Origin of the sequence: Streptomyces sp. NBC_00659 (assembly GCF_036226925.1) — a bacterium.
Classification (GTDB): Bacteria; Actinomycetota; Actinomycetes; order Streptomycetales; family Streptomycetaceae; genus Streptomyces.
Map to the genome: position 1 here is coordinate 7,659,614 of NZ_CP109031.1, position 15,492 is coordinate 7,675,105.

At 71.4% G+C, this 15,492-nt stretch carries 14 protein-coding genes; 10 read left to right on the forward strand and 4 right to left on the reverse strand.

Annotated elements, in window-relative coordinates:
- Positions 1-70: 70 nt before the first annotated feature.
- Entirely contained in the window at positions 71-1,186 is a 1,116-nt protein-coding gene (locus OG410_RS33485; protein ID WP_329302523.1) for a bile acid:sodium symporter family protein, read from the forward strand.
- Positions 1,187-1,228: 42 nt separating this feature from the next.
- Here OG410_RS33485 and OG410_RS33490 read toward each other — a convergent pair whose 3' ends face one another.
- Complete coding sequence (locus OG410_RS33490; protein ID WP_443063827.1) at positions 1,229-3,112, reverse strand: exo-alpha-sialidase; 1,884 nt, start codon at positions 3,110-3,112, stop codon at positions 1,229-1,231.
- A 390-nt stretch (positions 3,113-3,502) separates the two neighbouring features.
- Here OG410_RS33490 and OG410_RS33495 point away from each other — a divergent pair, with 390 nt between their 5' ends.
- Positions 3,503-4,045, forward strand: coding sequence for an isochorismatase family protein (locus tag OG410_RS33495; RefSeq protein WP_329302524.1), 543 nt, complete (start codon positions 3,503-3,505; stop codon positions 4,043-4,045).
- Positions 4,046-4,174: 129 nt separating this feature from the next.
- Here OG410_RS33495 and fdhD read toward each other — a convergent pair whose 3' ends face one another.
- Both fdhD and OG410_RS33505 read right to left on the reverse strand, forming a co-directional pair.
- Positions 4,175-5,038 carry a formate dehydrogenase accessory sulfurtransferase FdhD gene (fdhD, locus tag OG410_RS33500; protein ID WP_329302525.1) on the reverse strand — a complete coding sequence of 288 codons (864 nt, stop codon included), beginning with the start codon at positions 5,036-5,038 and terminating at the stop codon, positions 4,175-4,177.
- A gap of 175 nt (positions 5,039-5,213) precedes the next feature.
- On the reverse strand, positions 5,214-6,185 hold the full coding sequence (locus tag OG410_RS33505; RefSeq protein ID WP_329302526.1) for a 2-dehydropantoate 2-reductase: 972 nt from the start codon (positions 6,183-6,185) through the stop codon (positions 5,214-5,216).
- Positions 6,186-6,261: 76 nt separating this feature from the next.
- On the opposite strand from OG410_RS33505, the gene OG410_RS33510 reads away from it, so the two are divergent.
- The 5 genes from OG410_RS33510 (at position 6,262) to OG410_RS33530 (ending at position 10,013) form a co-directional block, all read left to right on the forward strand.
- Positions 6,262-6,522, forward strand: a complete 261-nt coding sequence (locus tag OG410_RS33510) for a hypothetical protein (RefSeq protein WP_329302527.1) — start codon at positions 6,262-6,264, stop codon at positions 6,520-6,522.
- Between the two features lie 98 nt (positions 6,523-6,620).
- On the forward strand, positions 6,621-7,952 hold the full coding sequence (locus OG410_RS33515; RefSeq protein ID WP_329302528.1) for an OFA family MFS transporter: 1,332 nt from the start codon (positions 6,621-6,623) through the stop codon (positions 7,950-7,952).
- Complete coding sequence (locus OG410_RS33520) at positions 7,921-8,055, forward strand: MFS transporter small subunit (protein WP_326784583.1); 135 nt, start codon at positions 7,921-7,923, stop codon at positions 8,053-8,055. The genes OG410_RS33515 and OG410_RS33520 overlap by 32 nt, the downstream gene beginning before the upstream one ends.
- Positions 8,056-8,191: 136 nt before the next feature.
- Positions 8,192-9,139, forward strand: a complete 948-nt coding sequence (locus tag OG410_RS33525; protein ID WP_329302529.1) for a beta-ketoacyl-ACP synthase III — start codon at positions 8,192-8,194, stop codon at positions 9,137-9,139.
- 199 nt (positions 9,140-9,338) lie between these two features.
- Complete coding sequence (locus tag OG410_RS33530; RefSeq protein ID WP_329302530.1) at positions 9,339-10,013, forward strand: GntR family transcriptional regulator; 675 nt, start codon at positions 9,339-9,341, stop codon at positions 10,011-10,013.
- Positions 10,014-10,070: 57 nt separating this feature from the next.
- On the opposite strand, the gene OG410_RS33535 is transcribed toward OG410_RS33530, so the two are convergent.
- Positions 10,071-11,342 carry a low temperature requirement protein A gene (locus OG410_RS33535; protein ID WP_329302531.1) on the reverse strand — a complete coding sequence of 424 codons (1,272 nt, stop codon included), beginning with the start codon at positions 11,340-11,342 and terminating at the stop codon, positions 10,071-10,073.
- 242 nt (positions 11,343-11,584) lie between these two features.
- Between OG410_RS33535 and OG410_RS33540 the strand changes: the two genes are divergently transcribed.
- From OG410_RS33540 to OG410_RS33550, 3 genes are all read left to right on the forward strand, one after another.
- A complete protein-coding gene (locus tag OG410_RS33540) occupies positions 11,585-12,766 on the forward strand; it encodes an ROK family transcriptional regulator (protein ID WP_329304329.1) in 1,182 nt (393 codons plus the stop codon).
- A 157-nt stretch (positions 12,767-12,923) separates the two neighbouring features.
- Positions 12,924-14,462, forward strand: coding sequence for a sugar ABC transporter ATP-binding protein (locus OG410_RS33545; protein ID WP_329302532.1), 1,539 nt, complete (start codon positions 12,924-12,926; stop codon positions 14,460-14,462).
- Positions 14,459-15,478 (forward strand): ABC transporter permease, encoded by a 1,020-nt coding sequence (locus tag OG410_RS33550; RefSeq protein ID WP_329302533.1) that lies wholly within the window; start codon positions 14,459-14,461, stop codon positions 15,476-15,478. Before OG410_RS33545 ends, OG410_RS33550 begins: the two co-directional genes overlap by 4 nt.
- Positions 15,479-15,492: the final 14 nt, after the last annotated feature.

Here is a 15,492-nt window from a genome sequence, read left to right on the forward strand (position 1 = left end):
CGATGGAGAGGGCACGATCCGCCGATGACGATCACCCGCACCGAACCGAGCAACCGAGCAGTGGAGCACCGTGAAACGCCTGAAGTGGCCGAGCTGGATACCGGTCGACCCCTACATCCTGCTGCTGCTCGGGACCGTCGGTCTCGCCGCCCTGTTCCCGGCGAGCGGCGGGGCGGCGGATGTCGCCTCGGGCGCGTCCACGGCGGCCATCGCCTTCCTCTTCTTCCTGTACGGCGCACGCCTGTCCACCCGTGAGGCGATGGACGGCCTCAAACACTGGCGGCTGCACGGTACGGTCCTGATCTGCACCTTCGTGGTGTTCCCACTGCTCGGGCTCGCCGCCCGCGGCCTGGAGCCGGTGTTCCTGACCCACGACCTCTACACCGGCCTCCTCTTCCTCACGCTCGTCCCCTCGACCATCCAGTCCTCCATCGCCTTCACCTCGATCGCCCGTGGCAACGTGCCCGCCGCCATCTGCGCGGGGTCCTTCTCGTCGCTCGCGGGCATCGTCATCACCCCGCTGCTCGCCGCCCTCCTCCTCGGCAACAGCGGCGGCGGCTTCTCCACGGACTCGGTCGTCAGGATCGTGCTGCAACTGCTGGTGCCGTTCCTGGCCGGACAACTGCTGCGCCCCTGGGTCGGCCCCTTCATCACCCGCCACAAGAAGGTCCTCGGCTATGTCGACCGCGGTTCGATCCTGCTCGTCGTCTACACCGCGTTCAGCGAGGGCATGGTGCAGGGCATCTGGAGCCAGGTCAGCGTCGCCCGGCTGGCGGGGCTCCTCGTCGTGGAGGCGCTGCTGCTCGGCGTGATGCTCCTGCTGACCTGGTACGGCGCGAAGGCCCTGCGCTTCAACCGGGAGGACCGGATCGCCATCCAGTTCGCCGGGTCCAAGAAGTCGCTGGCCTCGGGGCTGCCCATGGCCGGGGTCCTGTTCGGCGCCCACGCCTCCCTCGCCGTGCTCCCGTTGATGCTCTTCCACCAGATGCAGCTCATGGTGTGCGCGGTGATCGCCAAACGCCGGGCCCGTGATCCCGAGGTGAGCGGCCGGCCCGGCCCGGACGAGCCGTCCGGTACCGGGGGCGCGACGGGTACCGGAGGCACGGCCGGAGGAGCGGGCCGAGCCCCCGGCCCGGCCCGCTCCTCCGGGTCCCTGCTCTCCCCGGTCGCGACGACGGGACGTTAGTGCCCCGGCAGCGGGTGGGCGGGGGCCGGGTGGGCAGAGGGCCTAGTGGTCCCCGCTCACCCGGTCCAGGGGGAGCCACAGGACGGTGTCCCGGGTCACCTTCCGCGAGGGCGGCGCCGACAGTTCCTCATCGCTCAACGCGCGGTCGTAGACCCGCACCTCGTCGATCGCCCCGGTGAAGTAGGCCCGGCTGTCCATCCGTTGGCCGATGTGCACGCCGAACGGCGAGTTCCGGCTCACCGATCCGGGCACGTCCGCCGTACCGACGGTCGTCCCGTCGATGAACAGGCTGAGCTGTCCCCCGCCGCGGCGCAGCGCCAGATGGTGCCACCCGCCGTCGTTGAAGGCGCCCGCGGTGCGGACGAACGCCGTGGCCGGGGGCGACGCGCCGTTCCTGGTCGTGATGAGTCCGGTGATCCGGCCGGACGCGGGCTCCCCGCGCAGCCAGACCTGGGGCTGGCTCGTACCGATCCCGCCCATCCACAGCAGGGGCTGTTCACCGCTGGTGGCCGTGTACCGGAACCACAGGGACGCGGTGAAGTCCTTCGTCCCCAGCGGCAGCCGGTCCTGATACGGCAGTCGTACGGCGTCGTCGGTGCCGTCGAACTCCAGCCCGCCCCCGAGCACGCCCGCGGTCTCGCTCGCGCCGCCGAGGACCGCCGCCCGCCGGGTGAGCGGAGCGAGGTCGGCCGTCGTCGGGTCGGGGCCCCGGCGCGGCCGGAGCCAGTCCTCGGTGAAGCGGGCGAAGCGGATCTCGTCGCGCGCGTCGACCGCGCCGCCCTCGTACATCAGGCCCACGGTGTCGCCGTCGATACCCACCAGGTCGGAGTAGCCGGACCAGTCGGTGGTGACGACCGTTCCGCGGTCCACGCTGTCCCAGGTCCGTCCGCCGTCGTAGGAGGAGCGGATCGCCATGGTGCGGCGGCGGTCCGGGTCGGCGGGGCAGGAGAGCAGGATCCGGTCACCGAAGCGCAGTGTCGAGCCCTGCACCTGGGGCGCGTAGAGGTCCGGGACGTCACGGAAGGGGGACACGAAGCTGTCGCCGCCGTCCCGGCTGACCGCCTGGGTACGGTGGCCGAGGTCGGTCCCGTCCTGCTCGCGGCCGCTGATCAGGAGCGATCCGTCGGTGCGCTCGGTGAGGGTCATCTCGGACGGCTTCTGCCGGAAGGTGCCGTCGGCCGCGATCGGCCAGGTGTCGCTCGCCCCGATGTCCCAGTGGCCGCCGCCGTCGTCGCTGGTGATGAGGGCGGCGTTGTTGGCGGTGACCCGTCCGCCCTCCCAGGTCTCGGTGTTGACGGCGAACACGAGCCGTCCCGCGTGCCGGCCGCGGGTGAGCTGGACGCCGTGCACCGGACCGGTGGCGTACCAGGAGTTCCAGTTCGCGGGCAGGATCTCGGAGCTGAGATCGCGCGGCTGCGACCAGCTCAGACCGTCGTCGTCGCTGTACTGGAGATGCGGGGTGCGGTCGCAGGGCACCGAGCAGCCCGCGCTGTCCGTGCGGCCCGTGTTGTAGGTCTCCGCCAGCACGATCCGGCCGGTTTCGTGGTCCACGATCGGTGTGGGGTTGCCGTGGGTGTCCCCGTTCCCTTCGTTGACGACCTGGAGCGGGCTCCAGGTACGGCCGCCGTCGGTGGAGCGCTTCACGACGATGTCGATGTCGGCCGCGTCACCGCAGTTCAGGACGCGTCCCTCGGCGAAGGCCAGCAGCGTTCCCGCGGTCGTCCGGACGACCGCGGGGATACGGAAGCAGGCGTAGCCCGGATCCTGGGAGGCCTTGAACAGCACCTGCTGCTCGAACTCGCCCCCTGCCGCGGCTGGTTCGGCCCGCGCCGTGCCCGGGAGCATGACCAGGGCGGCGATGCTGAAGGCGGAGGTCAGGGCGGCTGTGAGGCGGGCCCGGGAACGGGGTCCGCCCCCGGCGCTCAAGGAGGGTCCGGTGCGGGTGCGGGTGCGGGTGCGGGTGCGGTTACGCGGGCCGGGGCCCGGCCGGGCGGAGGGGGCGGGGCGTGGACGCGTACGGGAGCGGCGTCCGGGGAGGGCTGCGAGGACGGATCTCAGACGGGTGGCGAGGCGTGACGGCATGGTGCGACCTGCCCTTCGTACGGCGGCTGGGCAATCCGGATTCTCCGGACATCCCACGTCCAACGTTCGCGCCGCAGAGGCTACTTGGGCCCTCACGCACCCCACAAGGAGCAGGTACCGGTCGTGTTCACGCCAGAATTTGCGTGCCTGTGCGTCAGCTCGGCGAGGAGTAGTTCACGGGCTTGTCGACCCGGATTTCCGGTACGGACGGCTGATGCGGGCTAACGTTCCGTCATGACCGTACCCGAAACCGAACCCCGCCTCGCCCTCGACCCGGCGCGCACCGCACTCGTGCTCGTCGATCTGATGGAGCGCATCGTGGCGTTGCCCCTGGAGCCGCACAAGGGGACCGAAGTTCTCGCCACCGCCGAGGAGTTGGCGGAAACCTCCCGGAAGGCGGGAGCGCTCGTCGTGCTCATCCGGGTCGAGCGGTCCGGAGTCGCGGAGCAGCCGCCCGGGAGCGGACTGGTCGCCGGACTCGTCGCGGAGGGTGACCTGGAGATCGTGAAGCGGACCATCGGCGGGTTCCAGGGCACCGGCCTCGACGAGCGTCTGCGCGAACACGGCGTCTCCACACTGGTGTTCGGCGGAATCGCCACCAACCTCGGGGTCGAGTCGACCGCTCGCGCCGCCGGAGATCTCGGCTACGACCTCGTCTTCGTCGAGGACGCGATGGCCGCGTTCACCGCCGCCGAGCACGACGCCTCCGTCCGTCTGGACTTCCCGCGCCTCGGCACGGTCGTGACCGCCGGTGAGGTGCGCTTCTCGGTCCGGTGAACCCCGGGCGCGGGTGAAACCCGTCGCGTACGGCGGCGGTGGTGGTCCGGGCCGAGGCGGGGCCCCTCCGGCGCAGGGGGCGCTCCCCGCCGTTCGGGGCCCCGCCGCCGTGCCGCGGGGAGCCGGGGGTCAGCCCTGGTCGGCCGTGGCCCGCAGGGCGACGCGGTGCTCGCCCGCGTACACGTTCATGTTGGCGCCGCGCAGGAAGCCGATCAGCGTCAGGCCGGTCTCCGCCGCCAGGTCGACGGCCAGGGACGACGGAGCGGAGACGGCCGCCAACACCGGGATACCCGCCATCACCGCCTTCTGCGCCAGCTCGAAGGACGCCCGGCCGGAGACCAGCAGGACCGTCCGGGCGAGCGGGAGCGTGCCGTTCTGCAGGGCGCGGCCGACCAGCTTGTCGACCGCGTTGTGCCGGCCCACGTCCTCGCGGATGTCGACCAGCTCGCCGTCCTCGGTGAACAGCGCCGCCGCGTGCAGGCCCCCGGTCCGGTCGAAGACCCGCTGGGCCGCGCGCAGCCGGTCGGGGAGGCTCGCGAGCAGCTCGGGCTCCAGCCGCACCGGGGGAGTCGTGCCGCCCGCCGTGTCGTCGATGGTCCAGCGGGCTGTCGTACGGACCGCGTCCAGGCTCGCCTTGCCGCACAGGCCGCACGACGACGTCGTGTACACATTGCGTTCGAGGGTGATGTCGGGGACGACGACACCGGGTGCCGTCCGCACGTCGACGATGTTGTACGTGTTGGAGCCGTCCTCCGTGGCTCCCGCGCAGTACACGATGTTCTGGAGCTCGTCGGCCCGGCCGAGCACCCCTTCGCTCACCAGGAAGCCCGCTGCCAGCGCGAAGTCGTCGCCCGGAGTGCGCATGGTGATCGCCAGAGGCTTTCCGTTGAGCCGGATCTCCAGCGGCTCCTCCGCGACGAGCGTGTCCGGGCGGGAGCTCACGGCTCCGTTCCGGACGCGGATCACCTTGCGTCGTTCCGTGACTCGTCCCATGTCCTGATCAGTCCCGCTTCCGTACGTGCGGCCGGCCGGATCGGCTGTTGCGATCGCCGGGTGGCGTTCGGGTCGTCCGGGGGCGTGCCGTGAGGGCGACCTTCACGTTCTCATTGTCCTGCACCCGCGGAGCGGGCCGCGGGGTGCCTTGCCGGGCGGGTGGCCCGCTCCGCGCTCATGCCGCGGTCCGCAGCGCGAGCAGGTCCGAGATGGCGTGCACGGTGCGCAGGGTCGGGACCGGCACCCCGGTGATCTCCGCCAGTTCCACGACGGCCGCGAGCAGCACGTCGAGTTCCAGCGGCTTTCCGCGCTCCAGGTCCTGGAGTGTGGAGGTGCGGTGGTCGCCGACCCGCTCGGCACCCGCGAGGCGCCGCTCGATGGACACCCCCACCTCGCAGCCGAGCGCCCGGGCGACGGTCAGCGTCTCGGTCATCATGATCTCGATGACCCTGCGTGTCCCGCCGTGCAGGCACATCTGCCGCATCGTGGCGCGGGCCAGCGCGCTGATCGGGTTGAAGGAGATATTGCCGAGCAGTTTGAGCCAGATGTCGTTGCGCAGGTCCGGTTCGACCGGGCATTTCAGCCCGCCCTCGCGCATGGCGTCGCTGAACGACCGGCAGCGCGCCGAGACGGACCGGTCCGGTTCCCCGAGGGAGAACCGGGTGCCTTCGAGGTGGCGGACGACGCCCGGTCCCTCCAGTTCGGTCGCGGCGTACACGACGCACCCGACAGCCCGTTCCGGGGCCAGCACCGCGCTGACCGCGCCGCCCGGGTCCACGCTCTCCACCCGGTGACCGTCGTAGGGTCCGCCGTGCCGGTGGAAGTACCACCAGGGAATGCCGTTCTGGGCGGCGACGACCGCCGTGGTGTCGTGCAGCAGGGGCTCGATCAGCGGCCCGCACGCCGCGTACGAGTTGGCCTTCAGGCCGAGGAAGACGTAGTCGACCGGACCGATCTCGGCCGGGTCGTCGGTGGCGTGGGCGTGCGCGGTGAAGTCACCGCGTGGACTGAGGACTTGGACGCCGTGCTGCCTCATGGCCGCGAGATGCGGTCCACGGGCGACGAGATGCACGTCGGCGCCCGCGCGGTGCAGAGCGGCGCCGACGTAGGCGCCGATCGCACCGGCGCCGAGAACTGCGACTCTCACTGTGTGGCGCTCCGTTCGGTCGAGGGTACCGAGGAACTGCCGAACTCTGTCGACGAAATATTGTCTACAGGATGGAATGAGGGGCGACAAGGGTCCGCACAGCACCGGACCGGTCCCCGTGGCCGCCGCCGCGGCGGGCGGAACGGCGGGGCCGAGCGAGCGGGCAGCCGGGGCGCGGGCGGTCCGGCAGGGCGGCGCGGGCGGAACGCCGGGCGATGCGGGCCGGGCGCGCGAGGCGGTACGGGCGGCCGACCGGTGGGGCGGTACGGGCGGACCGACGGGGTGGCCGCTGCCGGACGGGACGGGCCGGAGTGGCAGCCGGCGCCCGGTCGAGTGACCGTTCGTCGTGTCAGGGATACCGCTCATCGCATACGGTCGACGGGTTTTGGTCAGGCCGCTTCACAGCCGGGCGACCGCTTTCTATCGTCCCGGATCATGAGCCCTCCTGTCGCACCCCCGGGTTGGAGCCGCTGGCTCGTCCCGCCGGCCGCCCTGTCGGTCCATCTCTCCATAGGCCAGGCCTACGCCTGGAGCGTCTTCAAGCCGCCGCTCGAATCCGCGCTCGGTCTCAGCGGAACCCAGAGCGCCCTGCCCTTCCAGCTCGCCATCGTGATGCTCGGCCTGTCGGCCGCGTTCGGCGGCACCCTCGTCGAGCGCAACGGTCCGCGCTGGGCCATGACCGTCGCCCTCGTCTGCTTCTCCTCCGGCTTCCTCATCTCCGCGCTCGGCGCGGCCACCGAGCAGTACTGGCTGATCGTCCTCGGCTACGGCTTCGTCGGCGGCACCGGCCTCGGCATCGGCTACATCTCACCCGTCTCCACCCTGATCAAGTGGTTCCCGGACCGGCCCGGAATGGCCACCGGCATCGCGATCATGGGCTTCGGCGGCGGCGCGCTGATCGCCTCGCCCTGGTCCGCCCAGATGCTGAAGTCGTTCGGCTCCGACTCCTCCGGGATCGCGGTCGCCTTCCTCGTCCACGGGCTGACGTATGCCGTGTTCATGACCCTCGGTGTGCTGCTGGTGCGCGTGCCGCGCGGCGAGAAGCCGTCCGAGTCCGGTCCGAGCGCGCTCGACGGAGTCCAGGTCTCAGCCCGCAACGCCGTCCGCACCCCGCAGTTCTGGTGCCTGTGGGTCGTCCTGTGCATGAACGTCACCGCCGGCATCGGCATCCTGGAGAAGGCCGCCCCGATGATCACGGACTTCTTCGCGGACACCTCCACCCCGGTCACCGTCTCCGCCGCCGCCGGGTTCGTCGCCCTGCTCTCCGCCGCCAACATGGCCGGCCGGATCGGCTGGTCCTCGACCTCCGACCTGATCGGACGCAAGAACATCTACCGGGTCTACCTCGGGGTCGGCGCCCTGATGTACGCGCTCATCGCCTGGTTCGGAGACTCCTCGAAACCGCTGTTCATCCTGAGCGCGCTGGTGATCCTCTCCTTCTACGGCGGAGGCTTCGCCACGGTCCCCGCGTATCTGAAGGACCTGTTCGGCACCTACCAGGTCGGCGCCATCCACGGCAGGCTGCTCACCGCCTGGTCCACCGCCGGGGTCCTCGGACCGCTGATCGTGAACCGGATCGCCGACCACCAGGAGGCGGCGGGCAGGCACGGATCGTCCCTGTACGGAATGTCGTTCCTGATCATGATCGGGCTGCTCGCCGTCGGCTTCGTCGCCAACGAGCTCGTACGCCCCGTGGACGCCCGCCATCACATCCCCGCACCGAGGGAGGCCGCCGATGTCGCACGACAGCAGCCCGAGTCCGCCTGACCGGCGGGCCCTGACCGCCTTCGCCTGGCTGTGGGTGGGCGCGCCCCTGTGCTACGGCGTCTACGAGCTCGTACAGAAGGCCACCCAACTGTTCTCGGGGTAGGTGTTCGGACGTCCCAAGGTCTGACAGAAGCCGACAAGCCTGGCGCCGCAATCCTGTGGCTTCACCTGCCGTCGTACTCGTGAGTCATTGATCAGACTGGTGGATCCCGCTACACGAAGCACGAGGGGGACCACTCATGAACGGCTCACGGATCGCCGCCGTCGGTCATTATCAGCCCGCCAAGGTACTCACCAACGAGGATCTGGCGGGCATGGTCGACACCAGTGACGAGTGGATCCGGAGCCGTGTCGGCATCCGGACCCGCCATGTCGCCGGGCCCGAGGAACCGGTCGACGAGCTGGCCGCGCACGCCGCCGCCAAGGCGCTCGCCTCCGCCGGTCTGACGCCCGGCGACATCGACCTCGTCCTCGTCGCCACCTCCACGGCCGTCGACCGCTCCCCGAACATGGCCGCGCGCGTCGCCGCCCGCCTCGGTATCCCCTCGCCGGCCGCGATGGACGTCAACGTGGTCTGCGCCGGGTTCACCCACGCCCTCGCCACCGCCGACCACGCCGTGCGCGCCGGTGCCGCGACCCGGGCGCTCGTCATCGGCGCCGACAAGATGACCGACGTGGCGGACTGGACCGACCGCACCACGTGCGTCCTCGTCGGGGACGGCGCGGGGGCCGCCGTGGTCGAGGCCTGTCCCGCGGGCGAGGAGCCCGGCATCGGGCCGGTGCTCTGGGGTTCGGTGCCCGAGATGGGGCACGCGGTGCGCATCGAGGGCACTCCCTCGCGGTTCGCGCAGGAGGGGCAGAGCGTCTACCGCTGGGCCACCACACAGCTCCCGCCGCTCGCCCGCAAGGCCTGCGAGCGCGCCGGCCTCGTGCCCGAGGATCTCGCCGGGGTCGTCCTGCACCAGGCCAACCTGCGCATCATCGAGCCGCTCGCCCTGAAGATCGGCGCGGTCAACGCCGTCGTCGCGCGCGATGTCGTCGACTCCGGGAACACCTCCGCCGCGAGCATCCCGCTCGCCTTCTCCAAGCTCGTCGAGCGCGGAGAGATCTCCACCGGCGCCCCGGTCCTGCTGTTCGGCTTCGGCGGCAACCTCTCCTACGCGGGGCAGGTCGTCCGCTGCCCGTGAGGCGGCCCGAGCTGTCCGTGAGGCGGCCCGAGTCGTCCGTGAGGTGGCCCGAGCTGTCCGTCCGGCCCCCGCTTCCCCGGGTGTGACAAGCCCAACTCCCGTGCCTGTGACGGGTTTGTGCGCCGTAGACTGTAGGCGAAAGACAATTGATAATCGACTTTCCTATCGCGGCGACGACGCTGCCCAGGGAGGGACCGTGATGTTGTCGACAGGCCTGCCTCAGGGAGCGGTACCCAGGCTCGAGCGGCCCGGCCCGCTCCGTGACCGCGTCTACGAGGCGCTGCTCGAACTCATCACCACCCGCGCCCTCCAGCCGGGCCAGCACCTGGTCGAGAGCGAACTCGCCGGTCATCTCGGAGTCTCCCGGCAGCCGGTGCGGGAGGCTCTGCAGCGGCTGAGCACCGAGGGCTGGGTCGATCTGCGGCCCGCCCAGGGCGCGTTCGTGCACGAGCCGACCGAGGCGGAGGCCGACCAGCTCCTCACGGTCCGTACGCTCCTGGAGGCCGAGGCGGCCCGTCTCGCCGCCGCCAACGCGGATCCCGCCGCCATCAGCGCGCTCGAAGACCTGTGCACCGAGGGCGAACGGGCGGTCGCCGAGGACGACGTCGACGCCGCGGTCGCGACGAACGCGCGGCTGCACGCCAAGGTCATGGAACTCGCCGGCAACACCGTCCTCGCCGAGCTCGCCGCGCAGGTCGACCGCAGGGTCCGCTGGTACTACACACCCGTGGCCCGCCAGCGCGGGCGGCAGTCCTGGATCGAGCACCGCGAACTGATCGCCGCGATGGCGGAGCGCGACGGACAGCGGGCCACCGCGGTCATGCGGGCGCACACGGAGCACACGCGGCAGATGTACCACGACCGCGAGAAGTAGCAGGCCGGCGGCCGCCGCCGGCTCCGCCGGTCGGTCGGTGGATGCCGTCTCCCACCGTCAGGCGGCGGGCGCCGTCACCGTGCGGGGGCCGGTGCCCGAGGGCGACCAGCGGGCCTCCGCGCCGAGCATCACCACCAGCACCCCCACCAGCGCCAGCAGTTCGACGACCGCCGAGAACCGGATGCCGAGCAGCGCCGTGGCCGCCGCGACGGGTACCGCGACCGCGCGGAACGTCACCGGCCACAGCCGCAGCACCGAACGGAACGCCACGTCCCCGGCGAGGAACAGCGCGACCCCGCCCGCGAGCGTCAGCGCGGGCCCGGTGGCGGACTGTTCGGTGAGATGGCCGAGCGTCTTCTTCACACCGGCCGCGCAGTAGGCGATGCCGAGCAGCATGGGAAGGAAGGCGTAGTAGTACGCGTTCATCGCCAGGCGCCAGCGACGGTCCGGCGGTGTCGCCGTGAACACGGCCTCCGCCGCGTGTTCGTCGCGTACGAAGTACGTCCACCACAGGGCACCGGCCAGCGCGAGCGCGAGGAAGGCACCGACGAACAGATCCACGGTGAGCGGCCGGCTCCCGATCCCGATGCCGATCGCGATGACGGACTCGCCGAACGCGACGATGAGCAGCAGCCCGTGCCGCTCGACGAAGTGGGCCGGGTCGAGCGCCCCCAACTGCGTGCGCAGCACCACGGCGTCACGCCCGCCCCGGCGCCTGGCCCCGTGTTCGGCGAGGAACGGTGTGACGAACTGCAGGACCAGAGCCAGCAGCCACAGACCGTCGGCGCGCGGGCCGTCGAACAGCCCCGCCGCCGTGACGGCCAGCGCGGCGAGCGCGTTCGGCACCGCGTACCAGACGACATCACGGCCGTGGCTGCGGGTGTAGAGCGCGCTGTGCACGAGGACGACGGCCAGGAAGCCCAGGCCGAAGACCACACCGCCGTCGTCGAAGGCGCGCGGGATGGCCAGCGCGCACACCAGGAACGTACCCATGCCCAGCATCAGCAGGATCCGCCGTGAAGGCCGGTCGGGCGGAACCTGGTTGGTGAGATACGCGTACGCGCCGTACATCCAGAACAGCACCACGAAGATCAGCGCGACGCGGGCCGCCGTCGCGAACGACAGATCGGCGGCGAGCAGCACGGTGAGCTGGGTGAGGGTGAAGACGAAGACGAGGTCGAAGAAGAGCTCCAGCGTACTGACGCGCCGCCCCGCCTCGTCGCCCGCCGACTGGGCGGTCCCGCCCGCCGACCGCGTGGTTCCCTGTGCCGCCGAACGCTCCGCCTCGGCCACCGGTGTGTGCCCCGGACCGTCCCCTGCCCTGTTCATGTGTCCCCCCGCGACAGATGGTCTGCGGAGATCGTATGCGGCTGTCTCGCCGCGAGGCGGGGTCCTTCGCCCTCCGATCTCTCTTTGTCCTGCGAGTGGAGAAAGTCTGCTGCAATCCCTGCACTACTTCTTCCCACTCCCGGCAGCCACTGCTACGTTCCCCTCGAAAGCGCGACCGGTGACGGTGGCCGGAACCTGTCGACGCAGGTGCCGGCCGAGGCGGGGAGGGGTTCGTGAGACGTATGACGGCGCGACCCGCGAACGCCCATCAGGCCCGGCTGCTGAGGCTGTTGCGTGACGGCGGCCCCAACTCCCGTGCCCAGCTGGGCGATCACATCGACCTCTCCCGGTCGAAGCTGGCCGTCGAGGTGGACCGGCTGCTGGAGACCGGCCTCGTGGTGGCCGACGGACTCGCCGCCTCGCGGGGCGGCCGCCGCTCCCACAACATCCGGCTCGCACCGGCGCTGCGGTTCCTGGGCGTCGACATCGGCGCCACCTCGGTCGACGTGGCCGTCACCAACGCCGAGCTGGAGATCCTCGGACACATCAACCAGCCCATGGACGTACGCGAGGGCCCGGTCGCGGTGTCGGAGCAAGTGCTGTCCATGGCGGCCAAGTTGAGGGCTTCGGGGATCGCGGAGGGATTCGACGGGGCGGGGATCGGCGTTCCCGGTCCCGTCCGCTTCCCCGAGGGTGTCCCGGTCGCCCCGCCGATCATGCCGGGCTGGGACGGCTTCCCGGTCCGCGAGGCGCTCAGCCAGGAACTCGGCTGTCCGGTCATGGTCGACAACGACGTGAACCTGATGGCCATGGGGGAGCAGCACGCGGGCGTCGCCCGCTCCGTGGGCGACTTCCTCTGCGTCAAGATCGGCACCGGCATCGGCTGCGGCATCGTCGTCGGCGGAGAGGTCCACCGTGGTGCGACGGGCAGCGCCGGCGACATCGGGCACATCCAGGCCGTGCCCGACGGGCGTCCGTGTGCCTGCGGCAACCGGGGCTGCCTGGAGGCCCACTTCAGCGGTGCCGCGCTCGCGCGCGACGCCGTCGAGGCGGCCCAGCAGGGCCGCTCGGCCGAACTCGCCACGCGACTGGCGGCGAACGGCGCGCTGAGCGCCGTCGACGTGGCCGCGGCCGCTGCGGCGGGCGACGCCACCGCGCTCGATCTGATCCGCGAGGGCGGCAACCGCACCGGCCAGGTCATCGCGGCGCTCGTCAGCTTCTTCAATCCCGCCCTGGTGGTGATCGGCGGCGGGGTGACCGGGCTCGGCCACACCCTGCTCGCCGCGATCCGCACCCAGGTCTACCGCCAGTCGCTCCCGCTCGCGACCGGCAACCTGCCCATCGTCCTCGGGGAACTGGGCCCGACCGCCGGAGTCATCGGCGGGGCCCGGCTGATCAGCGACCACCTGTTCTCGACCGCGTAGACCACCTCCAGGAATCGGACCACCGGCGCCGGGTCGCGCTCCGCCGTACCCGAAATCCCCTGCTCCGCACCCGAAATCCCCGCTCCGTACCCGAAACACCCCGCCCGTACGCGCACCACCCGGCAACCGGCCCGCACGCCTGTCCGAGGGAACCGTCATGGCACCAGAACCACCGCTGCTCACCATGTCCGGCATCACCAAGTCGTTCCCCGGAGTCCGGGCCCTCGACGGCGTCGACCTCGGCGTCCAGGCCGGCGAGGTGCACTGTCTGCTCGGCCAGAACGGCGCCGGGAAGTCCACGCTCATCAAGGTCCTCTCCGGCGCCCACCAGCCCGACACCGGCACCATCGCCTGGCGCGGCGAGCCCGTCACCCTCAGGTCCCCGATCGCCGCCATGCGCCTGGGCATCGCCACCATCTACCAGGAACTCGACCTGGTGGAGGGGCTGTCGGTCGCCGAGAACGTCCACCTCGGACACGAACCCACCACCGTGGGGTTCGTCGTCAGGGGCAAAGCCGCCAGGACGGCGACCGCCCTGCTGCTCAAGCGGCTCGGACACCCCGAGATCGACCCGGCCCGCCTTGTCGGTGAACTCTCCGCCGCCCAGCGGCAGATCGTCTCCATGGCGCGGGCGCTCTCGCACGACGTACGGCTCATCGTCATGGACGAGCCGTCCGCCGCACTCGACCCCGACGAGGTCGGCAATCTCTTCCGGATCGTCGGCGATCTCACCGCGGAAGGCGTTGCCGTCGTCTACATCTCGCACCGCCTGGAGGAGATCCGCCGCATCGGCGACCGCGTCACCGTGCTGAAGGACGGGCGCGCGGTGGCGGGCGGACTGCCCGCCAGGTCGACCCCGACGCGTGACGTGGTGGCGCTCATGACGGGGCGCAGCGTCGAGTACGTCTTCCCGGACCGGCCCCGCGCACGGCCATCGGGCGCACCGGTGCTCTCGGTCCAAGGACTGTCCCGCCAGGGGGAGTTCGCCCCGCTCGACCTCGACGTGCACCCGGGTGAAATCGTCGGCCTGGCCGGACTGGTGGGCTCCGGCCGTTCCGAGATCCTGGAGACGATCTACGGGGCCCGGGGACCGACCACCGGCCGGGTCAGCGTGAACGGGAAGCTGCTGCGCACCGGCAGCGTACGCGCCGCGGTGCGCGCCGGACTCGGACTGGCCCCCGAGGAGCGCAAGGCGCAGGCGCTGCTGATGCTGGAGTCGGTCACGCGCAACGTCTCCCTCTCCTCCATGTCCCGCTACGCGCACGGGGGCTGGATCGACCGGCGGGCCGAACGCGGGGCGGCCCGGGCGGCCACCCGCGAACTCTCCCTGCGCCCCGACGATCCGGACCGCCCGGTCAGGACCCTGTCCGGCGGCAACCAGCAGAAGGCCGTGCTGGCGCGCTGGCTGCTGCGCGGCTGCCGTGTCCTGCTCCTCGACGAACCGACGCGCGGTGTCGACGTCGGGGCGCGCGCCGAGTTGTACGCGGTGATCCGCCGGCTCGCCGACGAGGGTCTGGCCGTCCTGCTGGTCTCCAGCGAGGTCCCCGAGGTGCTCGGGCTCGCCGACCGTGTCCTGGTGCTCCGCGAAGGGCGGGTCGTGCACACGGCGTCCGCCCACGACCTCGACGAACACCGCGTCCTCGACCTCGTGCTGGAAGGAGGCCCCGTGGCCAGTGAAGGGAGTCCGGCGTCATGACGCAGCACGTGTCCCCGCCCCGGGACGGCACCGGCAAGGTGCCCGTCACGGGTGAACTCCCCGCGTGGCGAGCCGTGGTGGCCCGCGCCGACGTCCGCACGCTCTCGCTCCTCGGCGTCCTGGCCGTCCTCGTCGTCATCGGCGGCGTCACCCGGCCCGACGAATTCCTCGACACCCGCAACCTCCAACTCGTCCTCACCCAGGCCTCGGTGATCGGCGTCGTGACCGTCGGCATGACGTTCGTCATCACCTCAGGAGGAATCGATCTGTCGGTGGGCGCGATCGTCGCCCTCTCCTCGGTCTGGGCGACCACGGTCGCGACCCAGGAGTACGGCTTCACCGGCATCCTCGTCACCGCGGTGCTCGTCGGTCTCGGCTGTGGCCTGGTCAACGGACTGCTCGTCGCGTACGGCGGGCTGGTCCCCTTCATCGCGACGCTCGCCATGCTCGCCTCGGCCCGCGGCCTGGCCCTCCAGATCACCGACGGCCGGACCCAGATCGTCACCGTGGACGGCATCCTGAGGCTCGGCGAACGCGACTCCTACGTCCTCGGCGTCCCCCCGCTCGTCCTGGTCCTCGCCGTCGTGACCCTCATCGGCTGGCTGGTGCTGAACCGCACCACCTTCGGCCGGCGCACGGTCGCCGTCGGAGGCAACGCGGAAGCGGCCCGGCTCGCCGGCATCGACGTACGGCGTCAGCGGCTCTACCTCTATCTGCTCTCCGGACTGTGCTGCGGCATCGCCGCGTTCCTGCTGGTCATCCTGTCCGGCTCCGGCCAGAACACCAACGGCAACCTCTACGAACTCGACGCCATCGCGGCGGCGATCATCGGCGGCACCCTGCTCAGCGGGGGCCGCGGCACCATCACCGGCTCGGTGCTCGGCGTACTGATCTTCACGACGATCACCGACATCTTCGCGCTGAACAACCTCCAGAGCGACGTCCAGCAGATCGCCAAGGGCGCGATCATCGTCGCCGCGGTCCTGGTCCAGCGGCGCACAGCCAGTACGACCTGACACGGGAAGGGTCC